We start from the raw sequence: 23,298 nt of genomic DNA, 5'->3' as shown, positions 1-23,298 counted from the left end.
CAAATCATAGTATTTAACTTGTGATTAAAAATAGCAGAGATGCAGGCCATTGTCAAATAAAAATTCCGCATTTTTCTAAAATTATAGTTTTGCGTTAGAAATTGTGCAGAATGTTACACAATATCATATAAATCACTATGATTTAAAGGGATTTAACAGCTGCGTTACGGGAGAAGGAATCAGGCAATTACAAAAAGCGGCGATCATCGTGCATGTGAATGGATCGGAGTATTCTGAACAAGCTTGCGCAGACAGGATGCGCCGCACCTTCCGTATCCATTTTCCATTCTCGTAAATTTTATCAATAAATTATATATTCTTATTGATAATAAATTTTGTAAATGATAAAATATAGGTGGGAACAGGCGGGGCAAAGGGTTTGGCCGCTTATGTCCCGAATCCGACACCATTACAGTCATTTTTTATAGAACGATCCACCGTGAAGCAAAGCAATAGGAGGAGGTAATCATGGAAAAGCGCAGGATTACATACGACAATGAACTGGAAATCATGATTGAAGAGTATCTGGCGAACCCGCTGGAAGCGGAACTGGAACGCGTCATTGAAGGACTGGCAGAAGAAGAGATGGCTGAACGCAGGGCCAAAGTGCAGTCAGTACTGGATGGTCGTGAAAAATTTGAAATCCCCAGTGCCCAGATCCTGCATAACATTATGGAAGTGTGGCGCGCTTTCCGTCCTTCCGTTTACAAAAAACTGAAGCGCATGGAAATCATGCCACTGGAAGCGGAACGCCTGCTGCAGGAACAGGGGCGCATCAAATCCAAATTGCCCTACAATCGTGAAACAACCGACATGTTCACCCTGATTGGCAAAGATCAGGATCCGTTGAACGAATATCCGGAATAACATAATTATTGGCAACAAATCATTCCTTTACAAAAACCCCGGCATCCTTACGGATACCGGGGTTTTGGGCTTCCTGAGGCGGCAGGAAGCCCGCTATCACACAGCAGTTAAGGCGGTAACCGCTGTGAATAAGCCTTTGCACAATACGGATTCGCCAAAACCCGCAACTGCTTTTATAATTTTTGCAAAAATTCTTTTAGAAACAACCAGGGCATGCTATCAGTTGCCCACAATTCTTTCTTTGTCCGTCTTCAGTTTACGGAAAGGCTTTACAGCTTTCCGCTTTGCATATGCTTAATAGCCGCACGGTCCATGTCAAAGCAACGAATCAGTTCGGTAACGGCCTGACTGGGTGAAATCAATCCGTTCACGACCGAATGTTCTACCAGAGGGATACGGCCTTTAATCATCGGATCATTAAAGAACAGGTTATGGAGATGTTCGTCGATCATACCGCGCACCCAGGACAGAAGTTGTGCTTTACGGCGTTTCTGGAACACTCCGGATTCTTTCGTTTCTTTTTCAAACTTGCGCATAACGGCCCACAGCTCAGGCAGTCCGTCATGGGTCAGTGCGGAACATTTATAGGCATGGGTCTTCCATCCTTCCGTCGCCGGACGGATAAACTCCACCATACGTTCATATTCGCCCTGGGTCACAGTTGCCCGTGCCAGATTCTCACCGTCAGCTTTGTTGACTACAATCGCATCGGCCAGTTCCATAATGCCTTTCTTAATACCCTGCAGATCGTCGCCTGCACCGGTAAGTACAACCAGCATAAAGAAATCAACCATATTGCGCACGGTAGTCTCCGACTGGCCTACGCCTACGGTTTCAACCAAAATCACATCATACCCTGCTGCTTCGCAGAGCATCATTGTCTCGCGGCTCTTGCGGGCCACGCCGCCCAATGTACCGCCGGAAGGGGTAGGACGGATAAAACAGTTCGGTTCCCGTGACAGGTTCTGCATACGGGTCTTATCGCCCAGAATGGAACCGCCGGTCAGCGGACTGGTAGGATCTACTGCCAGTACGGCTACTTTATAACCCATACTGCACAGCAACTGGCCAAAGGCCTCAATAAACGTACTCTTGCCTGCGCCGGGCACACCGGTAATTCCGATGCGCAGCGCCTTGCCTGTTTTTGGCAGCAGCCCCTGCAATACACGCTGGGCTTTATCAAAATCTTTGGGAGCATTACTTTCAATCAGAGTAATCGCTTTGGATAACATCACGCGATTGCCTTCGCCTACACCCTTTACAATCTCGTCAAGAGTGGGTTTCCTGCGCAACGGAACCCTGCGGACTGCATTGGGATCATAGACTTTTTCTTCTGAGTTGGCGTTAACTTTCGTATCGATGCCACCCATTACGGAACAGGCAAAGTTTTCATTTGCATCCTCAGGCACCCAACTGGGATGTAAATCAGATTTTGGAATTTCAGGCATGATTATCATCTCAACTTTCTTCATATATTATGGTACGGTGCGCGTCGCACTGCGATGACCGCACGCGTTCTTCGGACTGTCCCATATACATGAAATAAATGGGCCGTCTGCCCCCGTTACCACAACAGGGGCAGACAGGCACCATAATTCTTACACTTGAAACCAGCCGGACAACAACCGTTCAGGCTGTTTTCCTTCCGATTCCGTTATTCCTGAGCAGCTTCCTCTTTGGCACGGTCTACCAGCATCTGCAGCAATTTGATACAGCACTTCGGAATGTTGGTACCAGGCCCGAAGATGGCAGCTGCGCCATGATCGTACAGATAATCGTAATCCTGTGCGGGGATAACGCCGCCGATAGTTACCAGAATATCTTCACGGCCGCGTTTGGCAAGTTCTTCCACCAGAGCCGGCAGCAAGGTCTTGTGACCGGCAGCCAGGGAGGAGAAACCGACCATGTGAACGTCGTTGTCCACTGCGTCCTGTGCAGTTTCTTCCGGAGTCTGGAACAGAGGCCCTACGTCAACGTCCCAGCCCATGTCAGCGAAGGAGGTCGCCAGAACTTTCTGTCCGCGGTCATGACCGTCCTGACCCATCTTAGCCAGGAAGATACGAGGCCGACGGCCTTCCAGTTTTTCAAATTCTTTAGCCAGCGCATTGGCTTTTTCCATATCGTCGTTGCCGGAGAATTCGCTGCTGTATACGCCGGATACGGTGTGGATGACAGCGTTGAAACGACCGGACACTTTTTCGATTGCGTCGGAAATTTCGCCCAGGGAAGCACGGTCGCGTGCAGCCTGTACGGCGCATTCCAGCAGGTTTCCGTTTTCACGGCTTTCCGCTGCGGCAGTCAGGGCTGCCAGGTCGCGGGCAACCGCTTCCGGATTCCGTTCTGCGCGCAGTTTTTCCAGACGTTTGATCTGGGCGTTACGAACGGCGGTATTATCGATGGACAATACGTTCAGCGGGTCTTCCTTGGCCAGACGGTATTTGTTCAGGCCAACGATGGTTTCCTTGCCGCTGTCGATATTAGCCTGACGACGGGCCGCGCATTCTTCGATACGCATCTTCGGCAGACCGGTTGCAATAGCTTTTGCCATACCGCCCAGAGATTCAACTTCCTGGATATGAGCCCAGGCGCGGCGGATGATTTCGTTGGTGAGGTATTCCAGATAGTAGGAACCGCCCCACGGATCGATAATCTTGCAGACTTTGGTCTCGTCCTGGATGTACAGCTGGGTGTTACGTGCCAGACGTGCGGAGAAGTCGGTCGGCAGTGCGATAGCTTCGTCCAGCGCGTTGGTGTGCAGGGACTGGGTGTGGCCCAGAGCTGCGGACATAGCTTCCATACAGGTACGGGAGATGTTGTTGAACGGATCCTGTTCGGTCAGGGACCAGCCGGAAGTCTGGGAGTGGGTACGCAGTGCCATGGATTTCGGATTCTTGGCGCCGAAGCTCTTCAGAATCTTCGCCCACAGTACACGGGCCGCACGCATCTTGGCAACTTCCATGAAGTAGTTCTTGCCCATATCCCAGAAGAAGGACAGACGTTTTGCGAAGGCGTCAACCTTCAGGCCTGCTCTTTCACCGGTGCGGATGTATTCCATGCCGTCGGCCAGCGTGTAACCTAATTCCAGATCGCAGGTAGCGCCGCATTCCTGAATGTGGTAACCGGAAATGGAAATGGAGTTGAACTTCGGCATGTAGTTGGTGGTGTACTCGAAAATGTCGCCGATGATACGCATGGACATATCAGGCGGATAAATGTAAGTGTTACGTACCATGAATTCCTTCAGAATATCGTTCTGGATGGTACCGGCCATGATCTTCTTGTCTACGCCCTGTTCTTCACCGGATACGATGAAGAAGGACAGAATCGGAAGAACCGCGCCGTTCATGGTCATGGATACGGACATCTGATCCAGCGGAATACCGGAGAACAGGATGTTCATATCCAACATGGAGCAAACGGATACGCCTGCTTTACCAACGTCGCCGACTACACGGGGGTTATCCGCGTCGTAGCCGCGATGGGTCGGCAGGTCGAAAGCGATAGACAGGCCTTTCTGGCCCGCTGCCAGGTTGCGGCGGTAGAAAGCGTTGGATTCTTCTGCGGTGGAGAAACCGGCATACTGACGTACCGTCCAGGGACGGAATACGTACATGGTGGAGTACGGTCCACGCAGGAACGGAGGAATACCGCTCATGAAATCCAGATGGTTGCATTTTTTGTAAATTTCAGCAGTGTACAGCGGATCAACCGGGATACGTTCGAGGGTTGTACCTTTCAGGGCATCCCAGTTTTCACCGGTTTTCTTCTCCAAACCTTTCTTCCAGTCCTCATAGGAGCAGGAAGGGTGTTCGGGAAAGCTAATCTTGGTGAAATCAGGATTCAGATTTGCCATTATTCAATCATCCCCTTCCTCTTCTGCAAGTCTTTCAGAATATCAAAGCAGTTGGCAGATACGCTGATGAAGTCGTCCACACCTGCGTCCAGATACGTCTGTTTCATATCTTTGGCAGGAGCGCCGGCCAGGAACAGTTTCATGGTCGGGTTAGCAGCCTTCAGCAACGGAGCCATGCCCGGTACGTCTTCCGGATAGGTAGCGTCGGTGGAGCAGATAACTGCGCAGTCATACGGAGTGCCTGCTTCGTCGATGCCGGCCTTGAGGGCAGCCGCAGCTTTTTCCCAACGGGAATTGGGTTTGCCTTCGTCGTCCTGGAAGCCGTTATTCAGATGCACGTTGAATTCGCCAACCTGCAGGAAGCTGGTGGAGAAGTCAGCGCGGGCTTTATGCTGCGGAATCGGGCCCATGTTAGCCAGGAACACTTCCACATTCTTGCCGGTCTTGGCAATATAGGCTTCGGTATCTTTGCGCAGGGCTTCGAACCGTTCGGTCCAATGATGTTCCGCAATCGGTTCTACGGTTACGTCGCAGCAGCAGCCGCAAGCTTCTTTTGCAGCCGCTTTGGCAACCTGACCAATCGTGGCGCCGGCAGCAAATGCTTCCGCTTCCGCGTCAACCAGAACGTCCGCAGCAGCAGCCTTAACAGCAGCCAGTTTTGCTTCCGCTTCTTTTGCATCAACGTCAGCTTCATATTTTTCAACTGCAGCAGCCAGGATCTTTTTGATTTCTTCGGTATTTTCCGGACGGGGATCCAGCGGTTCTTCCGTCATATTCGGATACATATTAACGCCGACTGCGCGGTCTTTACGCAGTTCCAGCGCTTTGAAGCGGGCAGCCAGGACATCAGCGATGCCTTTCTGGATACTGCCGTCTTTCAGGGCAGCGATAACGCCGCCAGCTGCTTCTACTTCCTGGAATTTAGCCCAAATCTTTTCGGTGATCTGCTTGGTCAGCGCTTCTACTGCCCAGGAGCCGCCGGCCTGATCGATAGGCGCCTGCATGCCGAATTCTTCCTGCAGCATGATATGGATGTTACGGGCAATACGGCGGGAGAAGGTGTCGCCTTTGCGGATCAGTTCGTCAAAAGGTTCATTTTCAAAGGTGTTAACACCGCCAACTACGCTGGAGAACGACTGGGTGCAGTTACGCAGCATGTTAACATAGGGGTCGATTACCGTCTTAGTGAAGGTTGCCGGGCGACCATGCACGAAGGAAGCACGGTCTGCTTCTTCCGCGCCGAATTCCTTCATGATGTTGGCCCAGATCTGACGGGCTGCACGCAGTTTTGCGATTTCCATGAAGAAGTTGGCACCCTGGTTGAATTCGAAGGCAATCGCCTGGGAAATGTCATGGATATCCAGACCGCGTTTCATCATCTGGCGTACATATTCAACCGCTACCGCATAGGTATAGGCAACTTCCTGAACGCTTTCCGCTCCGCCCAGGGAGAATACGGTGCTGCGAACCAGGATGGTGCGCAGGCCGGGAGCGTTTTTCTTCGCCCATTTGATTACGCCTGCCATCTGATCATACAGAGCATCCAGGCTTTCAGCCGTCTTGCCGTTCTTTACCAGCTCGCCGATGGGGTCGGCACCGATAATACCATGCAGCTTTTCAATCTTCTTGCCGGCAGCTTTCAGCGCGGCTACGGTCATAGCCAGCAGACGGGCAGAACCTTCCCCTGTATATAACATATAGGGAATCTTTTCCAGATCTAGCCCATCCAGCATGGTATGCATGTCCTCCAGCGTGGTCAGGCTTACGCCTTTATCGCCGGGTTTTTCAGCATCTTTTACGTCCACGCCTGCCAGGGTAGCACTGTCAACCCGTACGTGATAAACCGTGCTGCCTTTGGAAATTTCAAATTTCAGCAGTTCATTGTTTTCCTGCGGTTCGGTGAGATCGCATGCCTGCGCAATGCCCCAGGGTTCATGAACATACCCATTCACCGTGCTGCCGCGCAGGAAATCGCCCATGCCAGGATAATCATCCGTAGGCAGGATGTCTTTCCATTTACGCAGAGTGTAAATGGGATCGAAGGTAATGCCTTCATAGTTTTTGGTGTACATCATCTTGTCAAAAGGCTTGCCTTTTAACAGTTCGTTACAGGCCGCCACCCATTCTTCCGGCGTGGGGACTGTAAACTCATCAAACGGAACATCCGGGTAAGACGCGTTTTGTTCGGACTTACGCAGAAGTTCTTCCAACTCCTTGTCAGTCATCGGCTTGGATTTGGACTGCTCGATGTTGGTTTCTTCAGCCATAAACAATTTACCTCCTCATATAGAATAGTGATTCTCCTTCCGGGAAATGCGCCCGGTCGCTGAATCTATGTAAAACCACCCGTCGCCGGATGGATATTACCGCATAAAAAAACAAGCTCGTGTGAGAGTGATCACTGCCGCTGCCCCGATTCCCCTCTTTTACCTTCAGACCCGTGCGGGTAACAAAGTGTCCGGCTCTGTTACCCCGCACGTAAATTCGGAAGGTTTGAGAATGGCAAATCATTATATGACGGTTGTCCAGGCCGTAATATAAACTGAATTAAAAAACGTCTTTTCGTTTATGAAAAGACGGTTTGAAGGCAGCTGCCAGCCGGTTACCGGCCACGCAGTCATCTCCTCCCCGTCGCTCGCGGGTTAAGAAATGGGTTCCATACAGGCAGTTCTTCTGACTTGGATTCATCACTCGCTTCGCCTTCCCAAAACCTTGGTTTCAGTGACACGCTTGAAGCTCGCTCCCCCTTACAGCGGCGGGACCGCGCCGGACTTGCACCGGACTTCTCTGTTGGGCCCTTGCGGGCACCTGTATTTATTGTTGTATTAAATTTTAACTTACCCTTCACCGGAAAACTGTCTGACTCTCTTTCAACCATCACAGTTTCTCAGCTCATTATTATAATAATAATTATTATTAAGAATGTCAAGCTATTTATTAATTTTTGTCAAAAGATTATTAATTTTACTTGCTATCAATAACTGGTATCGTTAGCAGGTTGTTTTGCATATGGCAGACCTGATCATTAAAATATATTATACTTTTTTTGTTTTAACTATTGTGGAAATACATACTTTTTGATAAAATTGTTCTGATAAATCAGTAATTATAAATCAGTAATTATTTTGTTTTACGAATTATATTATATAAGGATATTATATAATTCATTAATCTACTCTCACAATCCTACGGAAAAGGAGTCTGTGTAATGAAAAGAAAATTGAGAACTGTTTGCGCCTTATCTCTTGCCGGCCTATTGCTTTTCTCCCTCAGTGGCTGCGGCAGCGAAAAGAAAGAATCACTGAAGCCCGGTACGCAGAAACTGACGGTTTACTGGGGTGCTTTAGAAGATTTCATGGCCGCAGATGTGGCTGCCTTTGAAAAGGAAACGGGAATTAAAGTGACTGCCGTGCGCATGTCTTCAGGCGAAACCCTTCAACGACTGAAGGCAGAAAAGGATGCGCCGAAAGCGTCCGTGTGGTTCGGCGGACCGGCAGACGGGCAGATCCAGGCCAAAACAGACGGGTTGCTGGAAAAATACGTATCCCCCAATGCGAAAAAGATTCCGGAACGGTTTAAAGATGCAGACGGCTTCTGGACAGGTGTTTATGTAGGCTATCTGGGGTTCGCCTCCAACGAAAAACTGTTAAAGGAAAAGAATCTGGAGCCTCCCAAAAGCTGGAGCGATCTGCTGAAACCGGAGTATCAGGGACAGATTATGATGCCCAACCCCAAATCCTCCGGCACCGGCTATACCCTGCTGGCCTCCATGGTCCAGCTTCGTGGTGAGGAAGATGCCCTGGATTATATGAAGAAACTGGACAAGCAGATAAAAACATACCAGAAATCCGGCTCTGCCCCGGCAAAACTGGCAGGCCAGGGCGAATGCCTGATTGGTATTTCGTTCCTGCATGATGCCATCAAATTCCGGGAAAGCGGCATGAAAGATCTGGTGCTCACCTTCCCTACGGAAGGTACAGGCTATGAAGTAGGCGCCGTATCACTGATCAAAGGCGGTCCGGACCAGGAAGCTGCCAAGCGTTTCATCGACTGGTGCCTGACGGCCAAGGCGCAGGAAATCGGCCAGACCGTAGGCTCTTACCAGTTCCTGACCCATCCTGATGCCAAGCCTCCCAAACAGGCCGATGAACTCAAAAGCGCCAAGTTGATCAAATATAACTTCCTTTGGGCTGGCAGGCACCGCGACGAAGTGGTTGACAAATGGGACAAGGCAATCGGCAAGTAGTTGCTTAATTATTTCGCAATAACATATAAGGAGGTTTTCCTATGGAAGTAAATCGCGACGTTACCCGTAAAGATATTTTATATGGTGTACTGAAACGTATGGATGAAGTGATTGACAGCATCAGTAATACGGTCAGCACTAAAGATTTCCTTGTTCGGGATATAATCTATGACCTGGACAGGCTGGAAGAAGCCAAACTGGCCCTTGTAGCCGTGTTGGAAGACATGAAACAGGACGAATAGCAATTACTTTTTCTATTCTATTGACATTATTATCAGCAAATATTATAATTAAGGTGTGATAATTAATTAGATTTTTTTATCAAAACCATAGATAAAAACCCTCATCCTTCTTCTTCACCTTTTTCACAGCAAAACGAAAAAAGCCCGCATAATTCAATGCGGGCTTTTCGTTTATTAAAATTTATTCTATTCTTCAGTGCGGCATGCCACCGGTCCGGCCTTCCGTTACGTTCTTCAGGGCATCCCAGCTTTCCATCGCCCGTTCCACAAAAATCTTACGCACAGCTTCGTTCTCACCCATGCCGTGAATATAAGGGGTAACAGAAAATCCTTCGTTCTGCAAAATGACTTTATGTGAATCGTCTTCGTCCCCTGCCATATCGTTGTTGGCATGGTCTCCGGCCACCATCATCATGGGCATCAATGTCACATGCGTAACGCCTTCTTTTTTCAGCTCGGGAATCACATGCTCCAGCATAGGCATTCCTTCCACACTGTAAACATGAATATGTCCTTTGCCCAATTTATTCAGACGATCCTGGATTACAGCATAGTACGCATTAGACGGATGAGGTGTACCATGTGTCATCACCAGCAGCGCTTCATCGCTTTCCAGTTTCGGGAACTGAGTGGCAAAAGCCTGTACCGTCTCCATCACATCATCCCGCTGATTCTCCTGTCCCTGCCAAAACAGGAGAGGAAGACCCATAGTCATCTTCTTGAAACATGTGCGATAGTTCCGGAAAATACCGCACTTATAATCGTATTCCATCCCGGGGATGATATCCAGGGAAGCCAGAGCGATACGGGTATATCCTTCTGCCTTCAGCTGTTCCAGTGCTTCTTCCGGGGTGGGGATGACCAGGCCTTCTTTCGCTTTGATCCGATCAATAATAATATGTGATGTATAAGCCACCAAGACCTTTACACCGGGCAGAGCTTTCCGGATTTCCTCTACCGTAGCGTTAATAGTCCTGTCTCTGGTCTCCTTCATGGTAGTGCCAAAAGACATCACAACCAGAGCGTCTTTATCTGGCAAATCCTGCATCTCCCTGTTATTATACACACGGACACCGATTTCAGAGGCTTCCAGCAAAGCCGGCGTAGGCTTCTTCACTTCAGAACTCAGTTTATAACCTGCATGGCCAGGCACGGCAAATGCCATACCACAGACAGACAACAATACATTGGTAACGATTCTGACAGCTTTGTTCATAATAAATGACCCCTTTTCTTTACCTGACGGTGAAACAGCCTAAATGTGTTTTAATTATAAGATAATATATTTAAAAATGCAATACTATTAGAATACATTATTATTAATTATTATTAATCTGGATTTAACATATAGTGCCTTATCCCTACGCCGATCAATCAATCCGCCTAATCTGTTCAGTTATTTCAAATAGTAAAGAAACACCGGTTAATTTGTTCCCTTAAAAAAAACGGTACGGTTTTTATATCCGTACCGGGATGGTCTTTTAATCTTTTTAACACGCTCACTGCAAAACGTATCTGCGTTTTATTTCAGCTTACCGAAATAGCTGTTCCTCAGTTGCAGGAAATTAGCACTCGTTCGATAGTTTTGCAGGCCCGCGTTCAGTTTATCCAGCAGTTCCTTATTATTTTTAGCAACAGCAATTGCTATGCCGGCATCCTTGCTGTCTTTTAACTCTGCCATAATGGTAAGCTTGTTGCTGTAGTTCTGGGTAATATAGAAACGGGCCGTGTAATTATCCATAATGGCAAAATCTGCTTTTTTCTCCGCCACCATCTTCAGGGCGTCTTCCACTTCGCCGCATTCCACGACGTTATCGGAATACGCTTTGGCCTGCTTCACATGGACACTGCCAACCTCTACGGCGATACGCTTATCCTTCAGCACATCTGCGTCGGCAGCTTTCGTACCAAAGGGGCCTACTGCCACATTGACGCTGTCCAGATAGGGTTCCGTAAAATCAGCCACCTTTTTGCGCTCTTCTGTAATATTCATACAGGAAATGACCGCATCTACCTGCCCGTCTTTCAGAGACGGCAACAGGTTATTGAATTCCAGGTCTACAAACTCCACCCTGCTGTAGCCCAGCTCCCGGGCAATACCCCGCATCAATTCGATATCAAAGCCGGTAAAGGCCTTTGAGGCTTCCTGGAAATATTCAAAGGGCGGATAGTCTGCGTCGGTTCCCACCCGCAGCACCTTTTCCGCAACCGCCTGCTTCTGTGAAGGGGCTTCCGTTTTAGACTCGCCGCCGCAACCCGCAACGGCAAGCAGGCAAATCACTGTTAATACAAAGCACAGAATTTTTTTCATGGCTTTAACCTCCTTCGGTCTGCCAGAAGCAGACGCCGCTGTTTTTGGGAAACGTGAGAGCGTTTAATGTTTCCGTTAAAAAGAATCGCTATGACTTCCTGTCCCTGCCGATAACCGGCAGTTTTCGTAAAGACACACCTGATGTATACGCCTGCGCGCAGAATGGCACGCAGACGCATTGAATCATCGTTTTTAAACGTAATCAGAATTTCTTATACAGCACGCGGCAGGCATTCAGTACGCACAGCACGGATACGCCGGTATCCGCGAAGACCGCGGCCCACATAGACGCATAACCGAAGAGGCCCGCTACCATGATGATGACCTTGACTACCAGGGCAAAGACTACATTCTGCCAGGCTACATTGTTGACCGCCTTGGCAATAGCTATGGCTTTGGGAATCGCGCTCATCTCAGAGTTCATGAACACCACGTCCGCCGCTTCGATGGCTGCGTCCGCGCCGCTGCCCATGGCTGCGCCTACGTCCGCGCCGGCCAGTACCGGGGCGTCGTTGATGCCGTCGCCTACGAACATGACTCCGCCGTATTTGTTGCGCAGGTCGTTCATTTCTTTCAGCTTATCCTGCGGCAGCAGTTCTGCGCGCACTTCCTGAATTCCGGCTTCCTTCGCCACCGCTTCTGCTTCTCTCCGGGCGTCGCCGGTGAGCATAACCGTGGTCAGGCCCAGTTTGTTGATATCTGCCACTGCCTGTTTGGCATCGTCTTTCAGGGTATCATTGATGAACAGGCTGCCCAGGAAAGTCCCATTCTTTGCTACCAGTACTTCGCTGCCATACGCCGCAGCCTGGTAACCGCTGAAGTCAATCTTGTAACGGTTCATCAGGCGGGTATTGCCGGCCAGCAGCACGTCTTTTCCGTAGTAGGCTACCAGGCCTTCGCCGGCGATTTCTTCAAACCGGTCTGGACGTTGCAGATCCAGGCTCTTTTCTTTGGCCGCGTTGACGATGCTGACGGCGATGGGATGGGTGGAAACCTGTTCCATTCCCGCAGTCTCCCGGAGGATCTCATCCGCGCTTACGCCGCCGGCCGGATTGACCTGCTGCAACACGAAGTTGCCCTTGGTAACGGTGCCGGTCTTATCCATGACCACCGCCGCTACGTTTTTCAGCATTTCCATGGCGTTGCCGCCTTTAAACAGGATGCCCAGCTTGGATCCGGCGCCGATGCCCGCGAAGAAGGACAGGGGCACGCTCAGTACCAGGGCGCAGGGGCAGCTGATAACCAGGAAGGTCAGGGCCGTATAAATCCACTTATGCCAGTCGCCGGTCATCAGGGAAGGCACAATGGCTACCAGAAGGGCCAGCCCTACGACGATTGGGGTATATACCCGTGCAAAACGGGTGATGAATTTATCAATGTACGGTTTGTTGGCCGCCGCGTTTTCCACAGAGTCCAGAATCTTGGTAACCATGGATTCCTGCAGTTCTTTTTCTACGCGGATCTTCAGCATGCCGGAGGTGTTTACACAGCCGGACAGTACTTCGTCGCCGTAAGATTTACGTACAGGTACCGGTTCGCCGGTTACCGGGGAGGTATCCAGCAGGCTTTCACCTTCAATGACCACGCCGTCCAGCGGGATACGGTCGCCGACACGAACCAGCAGGATGTCACCCACACGGGCTTCGGCGGACGGAATCACTTTTACATCATCGCCAACCAGCAGGTTGACCACTTCCGGACGCATATCCACCGCATCCATGATCTGGTCGCGGCTGCGATCGGCAGCCCGATCCTGGAACCATTCGCCGACGCGGTAGAAGAAGATAACGCCTACGGCTTCTTCCCAGGCCTGGATGGCAAAAGCGCCCAGGGTTGCTACCGTCATCAGGAAGTTTTCATCAAAGAATTCACCCTTGGTCAGGTTCTTCAGGGCGGTAAGTACGATCTTCCAGCCCAGGATTACATACGCAATCACAAGGAAGTACATATGGTATTCTTCCGGTACCAGCCCCAGCCACTCGGTTACGATGAAGATAAGACCGCCAACTACCAGTTCAAATAATTCCCTTGCGTTCTCGCTGAGGAAGGATTTCTTTTCTTTTTTCCGCTCCGGAACCGGCGCATTATCCATCCGTTCCACAATGGTTACACCGTCTTCTACTTTATCGGTAACAGCCTGCAGTTTGGCAGTGAGGCCATCGTAACTGCGGGCGGTAACCCGAAGCTGACCGGTAGAATACACCAACACGGCGTCCTCAACTTCCGGCATGGCTTTGATGGCGTCTTCCACCTTGGTCGCACAAGCCGCACAGTCCAGGCCCTGTACATCGTAAGTACGGTATTTCGCAGCGCCGAACTGTTCTTTTTCGGAAATGGTCACGCCCTCTTCTGCTTTATCGGCTGCCGCCTGCATCTGTGGCAGAAGTCCGTCATAACTGCGGGCGCTGACCCGCAGCTGGCCGGTTTCGTAAACCAGGATTGCTTCGTCTACAATCGGAAGGGCAGCGATGGCATCCTGAACTTTTACAGAGCAGGCCGCACAATCAAGACCTTCCACTTTATAGGTACGGTATTTTTTTTGAGCAGAGGCACGGACCCGTTCCGTAATGGTTACACCGTCTTCGGCTTTTTCAGCAGCAGCCTGCATTTTGCCCAGCAGGTCGTCATAGTTATCAGCGGTAACCCGGAGCTGTCCGGTTTCGTAAACCAATGTAGCCTGTTTTACACCGGGAATAGCTGCAATAGCATCCTGCACTTTAATCGAGCAGGCTGCACAGTCAAGACCTGCAACATTATATGTACGGAACTTGCTGGACTGTTCCGGACCTTCTTCCCTGGGAACTACCGTTACATAAGACAGGAAAGAACGGCAGATTTCCTGGAACACCGGCAACATGGCGTCGGGATTCTTGGCGGAAACACGGAGCTGTTTGGTTCCGTAACTGACCGTCGCATAGGACACCCCCGGCAGGGATTTGATCTTATGTTCAATCTTTGATGCGCAAATGGGGCAGTCCAGATTGATCAGGCTGTAAACCCGTTTTACGTCGTCCGCGTCCGGCATACGGCACTTGCAGTGGGCCAGGCTTTCGCCGCAGAAGTCGCAGTATTCTTCATGAGAGTTGCAGACAGGGCAGCCGCAGCTGTCCGGATGGCCGGCCTGATGCGCTTCATGAGTATAGGTTGCATTGTGGTGCACCAGCTCGTGTTCGCTGTGGTCGTGGGTTGCGCAATCATCGCAGCCACAGCTACCGTGGTCATGGTCGTGTCCGTGGTCATGGTCGTGGCCGTGGCCGTGATCGTGGCCGTGGTCATGGTCATGGCCGTGGTCATGGTCATGGTCGTGGTCATGGCCGTGGTCGTGGTCGTGGCCGTGATCATGGTCGTGGTCGTGGCCGTGATCATGGTCGTGGTCGTGATCATGGTCGTGGTCGTGGCCGTGATCATGGTCGTGGTCGTGTTGCAAGTTGCGGATACCCTCCGCGTCGTTCATTTCTTTAGACATCGTTATTCACCTTTCCTTGCGCCTGAGCTCCGGGGCTGAAGAACCTATAATATATTAGGACTGAATATATTAAGACTCCTGTTTCTGTCCGTTACGTTCCCTGCCCCTGATATCCCTTCCGGGATTAGGTTTGCTATATATTTGCAGGATCTTTTTCAGATCAACTACATTATAACATATGAGCAATCGTTCATATGTTATTTGCTTCAATTTCACACATTTTTCACAAATTCGTTGTCATACTGTATCAAATGTTACAGTTATCGTATCTGTTTTTATCATATCGGTTCTATTATCTTCGGTCGTCCTTACAACAAGGGACGACCGAAGATAAATAAGAATAACACAATCTAAACCATATGGCAGGCCACTTCATGGCCCGGCCCTACTTCACGCAGTTTTGGCTTCTCCTGCAGGCAACGGTCCGTACATTTCGGGCAACGATTGCTGAAAGGACAGCCCGGTGGCAGGTCCAGCGGGCTGGGCGGTTCGCCTTTAATGCTCTTTATCTTCTGTGTAAAGTCCATCTTAGTATCAAAGACAGAGTCCAGCAACGCCCTGGAATAGGGATGGCAACACACGTTGGAAAGGCCTTCGCCCGGCATGATTTCTACAATATTGCCCAGGTACATGACTGCCACCTGATGTGCAAAGGACTCAATCAACCCAAGGTCATGACAGATAAATCCGATAGCAATGTTCTTTTCCCGCTGCAGGCGGGTAATGAGTTCGATGACCGTCTTCTGTACAGAAACGTCCAAGGCGCTTGTAGCTTCGTCCATAACGATGAATTCGGGTTCCAGCGCGATGGCGCGGGCAATGGCCACGCGCTGGCGCTGCCCACCAGACATATTATGTGGAAAACGGTCCGCAAAATCGCCAGGCAGTTCAACCAGTTCCAGAAGTTCCCGCGCCTTAGCGTCTACTTCAGACCGGCTGATGCGGTTAAAGTTCAGCAACGGCTCGCACACAATTTCCTTAATCTTCATTTTTGGATTGAAGGAAGTGGTAGGATCCTGGAATACCATCTGGATATGCTGACGGTTATCGTGCAGTTCCTTCCCCTTCATCTTTGTGATATCCTTCCCATGGAAGAAGATCTCCCCTTCCGTGGGGCTGTCAAGCCATACCAGGAAACGCATGAAAGTACTCTTGCCACAGCCAGATTCACCAACAAGGCCCAGGGTCTTCCCTTTATAGAACTTCAGGTTGATATCGTCACAGGCGGTGAGCAGACGTCCGTCGTTAGTAGGAAAACGGCGCGTCACATGACGCGCATCAATCAACAGATCTTTCTCATCAAACATAGCGCTTACCTCCTAACGTCGGTACCGCGTCCAGTAGCAGATTGGTGTACGGGTTTTCAGACTGATTGAGTATATATTCACGCTTGCCCTGATCCACGACCTCGCCACGTTTCATAACCACAATCTTGTCGCCCATATAGGCAGCAACGCCCAGATTATGGGTTACGATAATAATACTGGTGCCATACTCGTCCCGCAACTCCATAAACTGGCGGACGATCTGCGCCTGCGTTGTCACGTCAAGCGCCGATGTGGGCTCGTCGGCAAGCAACAGCTTAGGCTGGTACGTCATGCCCATGGCAATACCGACACGCTGGCGCTGGCCGCCGGAAAGCTGGAACGGATAGGAACGCATGATGCGGTCGCCGTCCGGCAGACGCATCCGTTCAATTACTTCCACACCTTTGGCCCAGGCATCTTTTTTAGAGAGATCTTCGTGGGTGAGGATGTATTCCACATAACTGTCGCCGATCAACCGGGTCTGGTTCATCATAGCGCCGCTGTCCTGGAAAATCATGGACACGTCGTGACCGCGCAGGCTCCGCCATTCTTTGGGCGTCAGTTTTAGCAGATTCCTTCCGTCATATGTAATTTCGCCGGCAGAAACTCTTCCTGCCCCGGGAAGCAGTCCCATGACCGCACGGATCACGGTAGTCTTACCGCTGCCAGACTCGCCGACGATACTGCAGATTTCACCTTTTTCCAGGCTCAGGCTGCAGTTTTTCACTGTAAGGTTCTTACCATAGGAAATATCTACGTTTTTGATTTCTAATAATGACATGATATTCCCTCCCTTACTCTTCCCGCGGATCCAAAATATCCCGGAGATTATCGCCCAGCATATTGAAGATCACGACCGTAATAAAAATAGCAAGACCGGGATATACCATCAGCCAGGGGGCCGACTGGATAAAATCGCGACCCTCGCTCAGCATGGAACCCCATTCCGGTGTAGGCGGCTGTGCGCCAAAGCCTAAGAAAGACAATGCCGCCAGTTCCATCATCATGCCGCCGATATCCGTCGCCGCCGTGATAACAAGCGTTGTAATGGTATTCGGCAACATATATTTCCACAACATGCGCCAGGTGCTGGAACCGGTAACGATTGCCGCGTACACATAATCCGTGTGACGGACTTTCAGCACCAGAGACCGCGCCATGCGCGCATACTTGGGCCACGTCACCAGTGCAATAGCGATGATTGCGTTACGCATGCTCGCGCCCAGCATACCTGCAACAGCAATCGCCAATACCAGGCCCGGGAACGCAATCATCATATCCGCAAGACGCATAATCACTGCGTCTACCCAGCCGCCAAAATAACCGGCCAGCACACCCAGCGCCGTACCGATGACAAAGACCGTCAGCACCAGGACAAACGTGGAAGCCAGGGAAATACGGGCGCCGTACAGGACCCGGGCATAAATATCCCGCCCCATTTTATCCGTACCAAAGAGGTGCTTCGAGTCAGGCGCCATAATGGCATCCGCCAGATTACCGACCGTGGGGTCGATGCCCCCGGAAAGAACCGGGGCAAAAATAGCCACAAGCACAACAATCACAGCCAATATGGAGAAAAAGACAAAGCCTCTGTTACTCAAAAACTTATTCTTGTTCGTATCCATACGCTTACCTCCTCAGCCGCATGCGGGGATCCACATAATTGTAGGAAATATCTACAATCAGGTTAATCAGCATATAGATTACCGAAACCCAAAGAACATATCCCTGTAGCAGGAAATAATCGGCGGACATAATGGCGGAGACCGCCAGATTGCCCAGACCCGGATATGAGTAGATGATTTCAACTACGCTGGTACCGCCCAGTAATGAACCGATAGACAGGCCCAGCATCGTGATCAGCGGCAGCAGGGAGTTGGGGAGCACGTTGCCCCACAGGATCCTGCTTTCCGATACGCCGCGGGCGCGGGCGCCGATCACATAATCCGAATGGAGTTCTTCCAGCACTGCCGTACGTACCTGACGGGTGTACTTGGCCGTCATGGCTACCGCCAGTGTCACCGCCGGAAGAATCAGAGATTTAAAGTCGCCGCCGGAGGAAACCACAGGCAGAAGACGCAGCTTAACACAGAATATCAAAATCAGCATCAGGCCCAGCCAGAAGTTGGGAATAGACACACCGAAAAACGTAACGGCACGTACCAGATAATCGATTGGCTTGTTATGATTAACAGCGGAAATTACGCCCAAAGGAACTGCAAACAGAAGCATGAGCACAGTGGAAGCCAGCGTAAGCTTCAGCGTCGGCCACAGGCGTTCGAGCAACAGATCCGCAACCGGCTTCTGCAGCATGAACGAATCACCGAAATTGCCCTGCAGACAATTGAACAGCCAGTCCTTGTACTGCGTAAAAAACGGCTTATCCAGGCCCAGGGTCTTACGCATCTCTTCAATCATTTCCGTAGAAGGCATTACACCGGCATGAGTAAAGATATTGCGCGCAGGGTCGCCCGGCGACAGATAGGTTAATAAAAAGGTCAGAAAGCTGATGCCGATCAGCACGATCAGCATTTGCAGCAATCTGGAAAAAATCTGATTCCTGTTCATTATCAACTCTCCTCGTCATTGGAACTGTTTATCAGTGCATTAAACTTTTCAAACTCCGATCCGCTCAATGCATTTCTTCACTGTCCCATTTGCGATTTCTCGCAGATTACAGAGAAAAAATTATACAAAGGATACGGCTTGCGCCGTATCCTTCTTTTGTTGCTTTTGCAGCAGCCTATCATCAGTTATTGGCTTATTTCGCTCCGGCCGGTTTAATCTCGTCGGTGATCCAGTAGTAATCCAGCGGATACATGTGGGCAGAACCAACCTTATCATTGTTGTAGATGATGCAGCTGTTGTAGTAACCGTCTACCAGAACGGCCGCTTCGTCGATCAACGTCTGCTGCAGGGTCTGCATTAACTCGCCATAGCGTTTCGTATCCATCGTGGTCAGCAACTCTTCATAAGCCTTATCATAGGTGTCGCTCTTGAAACCACAGTAATTCGCTTCGGCTTTGCTATACCAGTTGCCCATATAAACGGTGGGAGCGCCTGCAATCATGGAGTTCCAGTTATTGTTGTTGAAGTCGTACTCGCCGGCAACCAGCTTACTCCACTGGTCGTCAGAACTGCCGTACTCGCTCTTTACGCCAATGCCTACAGCCTTCAGGTACTGGGTGTGGGCGTCGGAGAAGTCGTTCAGCAAGCGGTTCGCGTAAGAGATGTAGCGCAGCTGGATATTCTGGCCGTTCAGTTCACGGATGCCGTCGCCGTTGGTATCTTTGATACCGGCTTCGTCCAGGATCTTCTTGGCGCCTTCCGGATCGTATTCATAGGGGTTCTTCAGCTTGTCAAAGCCATAACCCAGGGAGCTGGGGATGACAGACGGGCCTGGGGTGTACAGGCCGCCGATGGTGTTGGATTTGCAGATGGTCTTATAATCAATGGCTTTCAGCACGGCCTGGCGCAGCGCCTTGTTTGCCAGCGGTCGGCCTTGTTTCATGTTCATCCAGCTGAAACCGCAACGGGTACCGGGCGCAATCTGAACCGTAAACTTCTTATCTCCCTGCAGGCCCTTCAGATCGGCAACGTTCATGATGTTTTCTGCCAGGTCGATCTGTCCGGCACGCAGTGCGTTAGCTTTTGCGGAAGCGTCGCCCATGAACATAATCTTAACCTCATCGTAAGGAACCTTGCCGTTCCAGTAATGGGGGTTAGCCACCATTTCGTAACCTACCTGGTTTTTGAAACTTTTAACCATGTAGGGGCCGGTGCCGATGGCGCCATTCTTCATGTCCTTGCTGCCCTTTACATCCAAAATGACCATGCTGGGGTCAGCCAGGCTTGCTGCCATATTCGGGTAGGCCTTTTTGGATTTGATGGTAACAGTGCCGGCCGCATCATCAGCCGTAACCACTGCTTCAAAATCCAGGAACTGCTGCGGCCTGGTGGAGCCTTTCTTACCGGCTTCACGGATCCAGTCCAGATATTCTTTAACTTTAGTAGCGGTCATTTCGGTCCCGTTACTGAATTTAATACCTTTTTTCAGCTTGAAGGTCCAGGTCTTGTTGCCGTCGCTGGGGGTAGCGGATTCAGCCAGCTGGGGAACCGGTTTTACGTTATCATCAAATTTGAACAGCGTCTGGCCAACGCCAAAACGACTGCAGTTCCAGGCAGTGTTAGTCTGCGCCGAAGGATCAATACCGCCGTCGGCGTACATCTGACAGCCAAAGACCAGCGTTTTGGCTGCAGCCTTGCCACCGTCCTTCGGTGCATCTTTCTTGTCGCCGCCGCCGCAACCTGCCAGCAGACCACAGGTTACCAGACCAGCTACCAGTAAAGCGGCAGATTTTTTGGATAATTTTTTCATAGAATAGTTCCTTCCTTTCCAAGTTAGATATTTGGATGTAATAAATAAAAAGGTGAAAATCCACCCTGAATCCTGTCTCACACGCTTCGCCTGTCAGTACGAAACACCCTGTCGTTCCGCTATACGCAAGGTATTACCACTCTTGGAGACTTTTGCAAATGTGAGCTTCTATCTTCGCTTATGGTATCATAAGTAAAACGAGTTGTCAATTATTTATTGTTCTTATTAGGATGTTTTATTATTAATTTTCTATATTGCTCCCATCTTTACAGGAAGTCCGCATTTTAAGCAAATGCTGATTATCTGAAATTTCGTGACGCCGGCGGCTGCTTCAGCCACGTGCCCTTACGCCAATACCAGTACAGCATGGCGCCCGCTGTACCCCAGGTGATAGGATATACGGCTGCCAACAGCCGGATATCGTGGGCCATCTGCATAAAGACAAAAAGGATAATCGTGCGCAACAGGCACTGATTGAAGAGCACGATATACATGGGAACGGTGGATTCGCCCGCGCCCCGCAGTGTATCCGCATAGGTTTCGAGAAACACATAAAAGAAATAGAAAGGAAAGGAAATCCAGATAATGGTAATTCCCATGTCAATGACGGCAGGATCAGAATAGAAGACACCAAAAGTCTCCCGCCCAAAGTAGAGAAGGACAGCCGCCAATATGAACGAATAGCTCACGCCAAAAATCAGCGTCGTGCGCAGACCTCTCTTCACCCGGTCAAAGAGCCGTGCCCCCACATTCTGCCCAGTAAAAGTCATCATGGCCTGACCCAGGGCGCATAAGGGCATGTAGAACAGTAATTCGATACGGTAGTAAGCGGTGAAAGCGGCAATCGCCACCACGTCAAATCCGTTAATGAAATACTGTACGAATACATTGGAAAGGGTCACGACTACTCCCTGCAGTCCGGCAGGCAGGCCAATGCGGATAATTTCCCGCAGCAGCATGCCATCAACCGCAAGTTTCGGGATGCTCATAACCCCATCCCTGACCAGATAGTACACAGCTATAATTGCGGAAAGCACCTGCGACAAAACAGAAGACCACGCTACCGCAAGAATCCCGTTTTCCATATACATGATAAACAGATAATTTGTCGCTATGTGAATAATCCCGCAGACCAGCTGGATCAGCATGGGAGTCTGGGAATTACCCAGGGCCCGCATGACACCGGCCGCCATGTTAAAGACCAGCATGAATGTCAGTCCGACGAAGAATATCTGGACATAATCAAGGGCATCTTTAAAAATACTGGCAGGCGTGTTGACCGCAGTTAAAAATGCGGAGCCGCTGAATTCACCTATAACGGTCAGCAATATACCGCCGATGAGCCCCAGCATCATAGACGTATGAATGGATTTGCTGAGCTGTACTTCCTCCTTACGGCCAAAGGCCTGTGCAATAACCACGCCAGCACCGATGCTGATGCCGGTGAACAGATTGACAAGAGCCGAGTTAAGCAACACACTGGCTCCAACGGCCGCAGAAGCCGCCGCACCTAAATAATTACTGACAAAAAGAATATCGACAGTTGTATATAGTTGTTGAATCAGACTGGCGCCCAGCAGGGGCAGTGCGAACCATAACAGTTTACGGGCGATGGGTCCGCTGGTAAGATCAAGAGTTTTTGCCAATGGTAGTCACCTGCATTTAAAAATTTGCTTCTGGTGTCTTTACAAAGCGCAACCGGAAGAAAAGAAACAGTATCAACCAGACTGCATTATTTATTCTCTGCAGTCTTCGCCTTTTTTGTTTCCCCCGGCTTTCTTTTCCACTTTTTCCGGCAGTGCATGAGTATGGATGTGGGAATGCGGAGCCTGGGGTACGTAATCCTCCGGCAGTTCCGCGTAAGCACAGAGTGTACGACCTGAAGTAACTGAAAGAGCCGGCGTCATATACAGCATCACACCGCTGAACTTAGCGTGATATTCTTCCTGCTTTTCACCAAAGAAGTTGGTAGTATAGCCCAGCAGCTCTCCTTCTTCCACCATTTCGCCGCCGTGTTTTGCGTGGAACCAGCATCCCGGATTGACAGCCTCAAGATATTCGACCTTAGTCAGTTCCTGTGGTATGAATGCATGATAATGACCATGGTCATAATCGGGAGTCATGCCAACATATTGCAGAACGTGCATCACATCATCTTTGTACTCGTCAATATCCTCACGGCAGCAGAATCCTGTACCGCCCCGTTCTACAAGGATACTTGGTACACCGTGCAGTGCTGCGCAATTATAGGCGCCTGTCGTAGCGGTAGAGCGTACCATGTATTCCACGTTGAGCTGGCTTGCCAGTTCCCGGGATTTGTTATTGACCTCTTCCGTAGAATTGCCGGGGAAGTAGACGTAGGGATGCAAATCTTCCTGCAGGTCTCCACTGTGCAGGTCCAGATAATAATCCACTTTCAGAATAAATTCATGTAACAGAAAGTCGGCCAGCTTATAAGTACGTCTGAAGGTTGGATTGCCGGGGAATACACGGTTCAGGTTCAGCCCGTCCTCCGGGCAGATTTCCGCCATGCGCGCCCAAAAGGCCGAAACATTCACCGGGTGCATGATAACGAGACAACCGTGGATATCTTCGGGGGTCAGTTCTTTACCCAGTTCCATAGCCGCC

General features: G+C 50.2%; 18 protein-coding genes and 1 riboswitch. Of the genes, 3 read left to right on the top strand and 15 right to left on the bottom strand.

All coding sequences use genetic code 11. From position 1 onward, the window contains the following. Positions 1–468: 468 nt before the first annotated feature. Entirely contained in the window at positions 469–867 is a 399-nt protein-coding gene (locus ACZOWY_RS02345; protein ID WP_484392569.1) for a hypothetical protein, read from the top strand. A 19-nt stretch (positions 868–886) separates the two neighbouring features. On the opposite strand, the gene ACZOWY_RS02340 is transcribed toward ACZOWY_RS02345, so the two are convergent. The 5 genes from ACZOWY_RS02340 to ACZOWY_RS02320 all read right to left on the bottom strand — a co-directional run bounded on the left by ACZOWY_RS02340 (position 887) and on the right by ACZOWY_RS02320 (position 7,408). Then, on the bottom strand, positions 887–1,009 hold the full coding sequence (locus ACZOWY_RS02340; RefSeq protein WP_484392568.1) for a hypothetical protein: 123 nt from the start codon (positions 1,007–1,009) through the stop codon (positions 887–889). 127 nt (positions 1,010–1,136) lie between these two features. Next, entirely contained in the window at positions 1,137–2,339 is a 1,203-nt protein-coding gene (gene meaB, locus ACZOWY_RS02335; RefSeq protein ID WP_484392567.1) for a methylmalonyl Co-A mutase-associated GTPase MeaB, read from the bottom strand. A 182-nt stretch (positions 2,340–2,521) separates the two neighbouring features. Beyond that, on the bottom strand, positions 2,522–4,720 hold the full coding sequence (gene scpA / locus ACZOWY_RS02330; RefSeq protein ID WP_093913343.1) for a methylmalonyl-CoA mutase: 2,199 nt from the start codon (positions 4,718–4,720) through the stop codon (positions 2,522–2,524). Further along, positions 4,720–6,945, bottom strand: coding sequence for a methylmalonyl-CoA mutase family protein (locus ACZOWY_RS02325; RefSeq protein WP_484392775.1), 2,226 nt, complete (start codon positions 6,943–6,945; stop codon positions 4,720–4,722). The genes scpA and ACZOWY_RS02325 overlap by 1 nt, the downstream gene beginning before the upstream one ends. Positions 6,946–7,267: 322 nt before the next feature. After that, positions 7,268–7,408 (bottom strand): hypothetical protein, encoded by a 141-nt coding sequence (locus ACZOWY_RS02320; RefSeq protein ID WP_484392566.1) that lies wholly within the window; start codon positions 7,406–7,408, stop codon positions 7,268–7,270. Beyond that, a riboswitch (cobalamin riboswitch) is annotated at positions 7,367–7,547 on the bottom strand. It overlaps the preceding gene by 42 nt. 381 nt (positions 7,548–7,928) lie before the next feature. On the opposite strand from ACZOWY_RS02320, the gene ACZOWY_RS02315 reads away from it, so the two are divergent. Beyond that, the gene (locus tag ACZOWY_RS02315) at positions 7,929–8,966 is read left to right on the top strand and encodes an ABC transporter substrate-binding protein (RefSeq protein ID WP_484392565.1); all 1,038 of its coding nucleotides are present in this window, start codon (positions 7,929–7,931) and stop codon (positions 8,964–8,966) included. Between the two features lie 41 nt (positions 8,967–9,007). After that, the gene (locus tag ACZOWY_RS02310) at positions 9,008–9,208 is read left to right on the top strand and encodes a hypothetical protein (protein ID WP_484392564.1); all 201 of its coding nucleotides are present in this window, start codon (positions 9,008–9,010) and stop codon (positions 9,206–9,208) included. Positions 9,209–9,401: 193 nt separating this feature from the next. Here ACZOWY_RS02310 and ACZOWY_RS02305 read toward each other — a convergent pair whose 3' ends face one another. From ACZOWY_RS02305 to ACZOWY_RS02260, 10 genes are all read right to left on the bottom strand, one after another. Further along, entirely contained in the window at positions 9,402–10,424 is a 1,023-nt protein-coding gene (locus tag ACZOWY_RS02305) for a sirohydrochlorin cobaltochelatase (RefSeq protein WP_484392563.1), read from the bottom strand. Between the two features lie 306 nt (positions 10,425–10,730). Then, positions 10,731–11,519, bottom strand: a complete 789-nt coding sequence (locus ACZOWY_RS02300; protein ID WP_484392562.1) for a transporter substrate-binding domain-containing protein — start codon at positions 11,517–11,519, stop codon at positions 10,731–10,733. A gap of 202 nt (positions 11,520–11,721) precedes the next feature. Continuing rightward, complete coding sequence (locus ACZOWY_RS02295; RefSeq protein WP_484392561.1) at positions 11,722–14,985, bottom strand: heavy metal translocating P-type ATPase; 3,264 nt, start codon at positions 14,983–14,985, stop codon at positions 11,722–11,724. A gap of 350 nt (positions 14,986–15,335) precedes the next feature. Further along, positions 15,336–16,292, bottom strand: coding sequence for an ABC transporter ATP-binding protein (locus tag ACZOWY_RS02290; RefSeq protein ID WP_484392560.1), 957 nt, complete (start codon positions 16,290–16,292; stop codon positions 15,336–15,338). Further along, positions 16,285–17,073 (bottom strand): ABC transporter ATP-binding protein, encoded by a 789-nt coding sequence (locus tag ACZOWY_RS02285; RefSeq protein WP_484392559.1) that lies wholly within the window; start codon positions 17,071–17,073, stop codon positions 16,285–16,287. The genes ACZOWY_RS02290 and ACZOWY_RS02285 overlap by 8 nt, the downstream gene beginning before the upstream one ends. Before the next feature lie 13 nt (positions 17,074–17,086). Next, positions 17,087–17,917 (bottom strand): nickel transporter permease, encoded by an 831-nt coding sequence (gene nikC, locus ACZOWY_RS02280; RefSeq protein ID WP_484392558.1) that lies wholly within the window; start codon positions 17,915–17,917, stop codon positions 17,087–17,089. 4 nt (positions 17,918–17,921) lie between these two features. Next, positions 17,922–18,860 carry a nickel ABC transporter permease gene (gene nikB, locus ACZOWY_RS02275; protein WP_484392557.1) on the bottom strand — a complete coding sequence of 313 codons (939 nt, stop codon included), beginning with the start codon at positions 18,858–18,860 and terminating at the stop codon, positions 17,922–17,924. 193 nt (positions 18,861–19,053) lie between these two features. Then, a complete protein-coding gene (locus ACZOWY_RS02270; RefSeq protein WP_484392556.1) occupies positions 19,054–20,670 on the bottom strand; it encodes an ABC transporter substrate-binding protein in 1,617 nt (538 codons plus the stop codon). A gap of 299 nt (positions 20,671–20,969) precedes the next feature. Continuing rightward, complete coding sequence (locus ACZOWY_RS02265) at positions 20,970–22,316, bottom strand: MATE family efflux transporter (protein WP_484392555.1); 1,347 nt, start codon at positions 22,314–22,316, stop codon at positions 20,970–20,972. 90 nt (positions 22,317–22,406) lie between these two features. Continuing rightward, positions 22,407–23,298: M14 family metallopeptidase (locus ACZOWY_RS02260; protein ID WP_484392554.1), on the bottom strand; the 892-nt coding region annotated here is incomplete at its 5' end.

The organism is Succiniclasticum sp. (assembly GCF_056977735.1).
The sequence above is the reverse complement of the archived record's forward strand: the minus strand, read 5'-3'. Positions and strand labels throughout refer to the sequence as shown.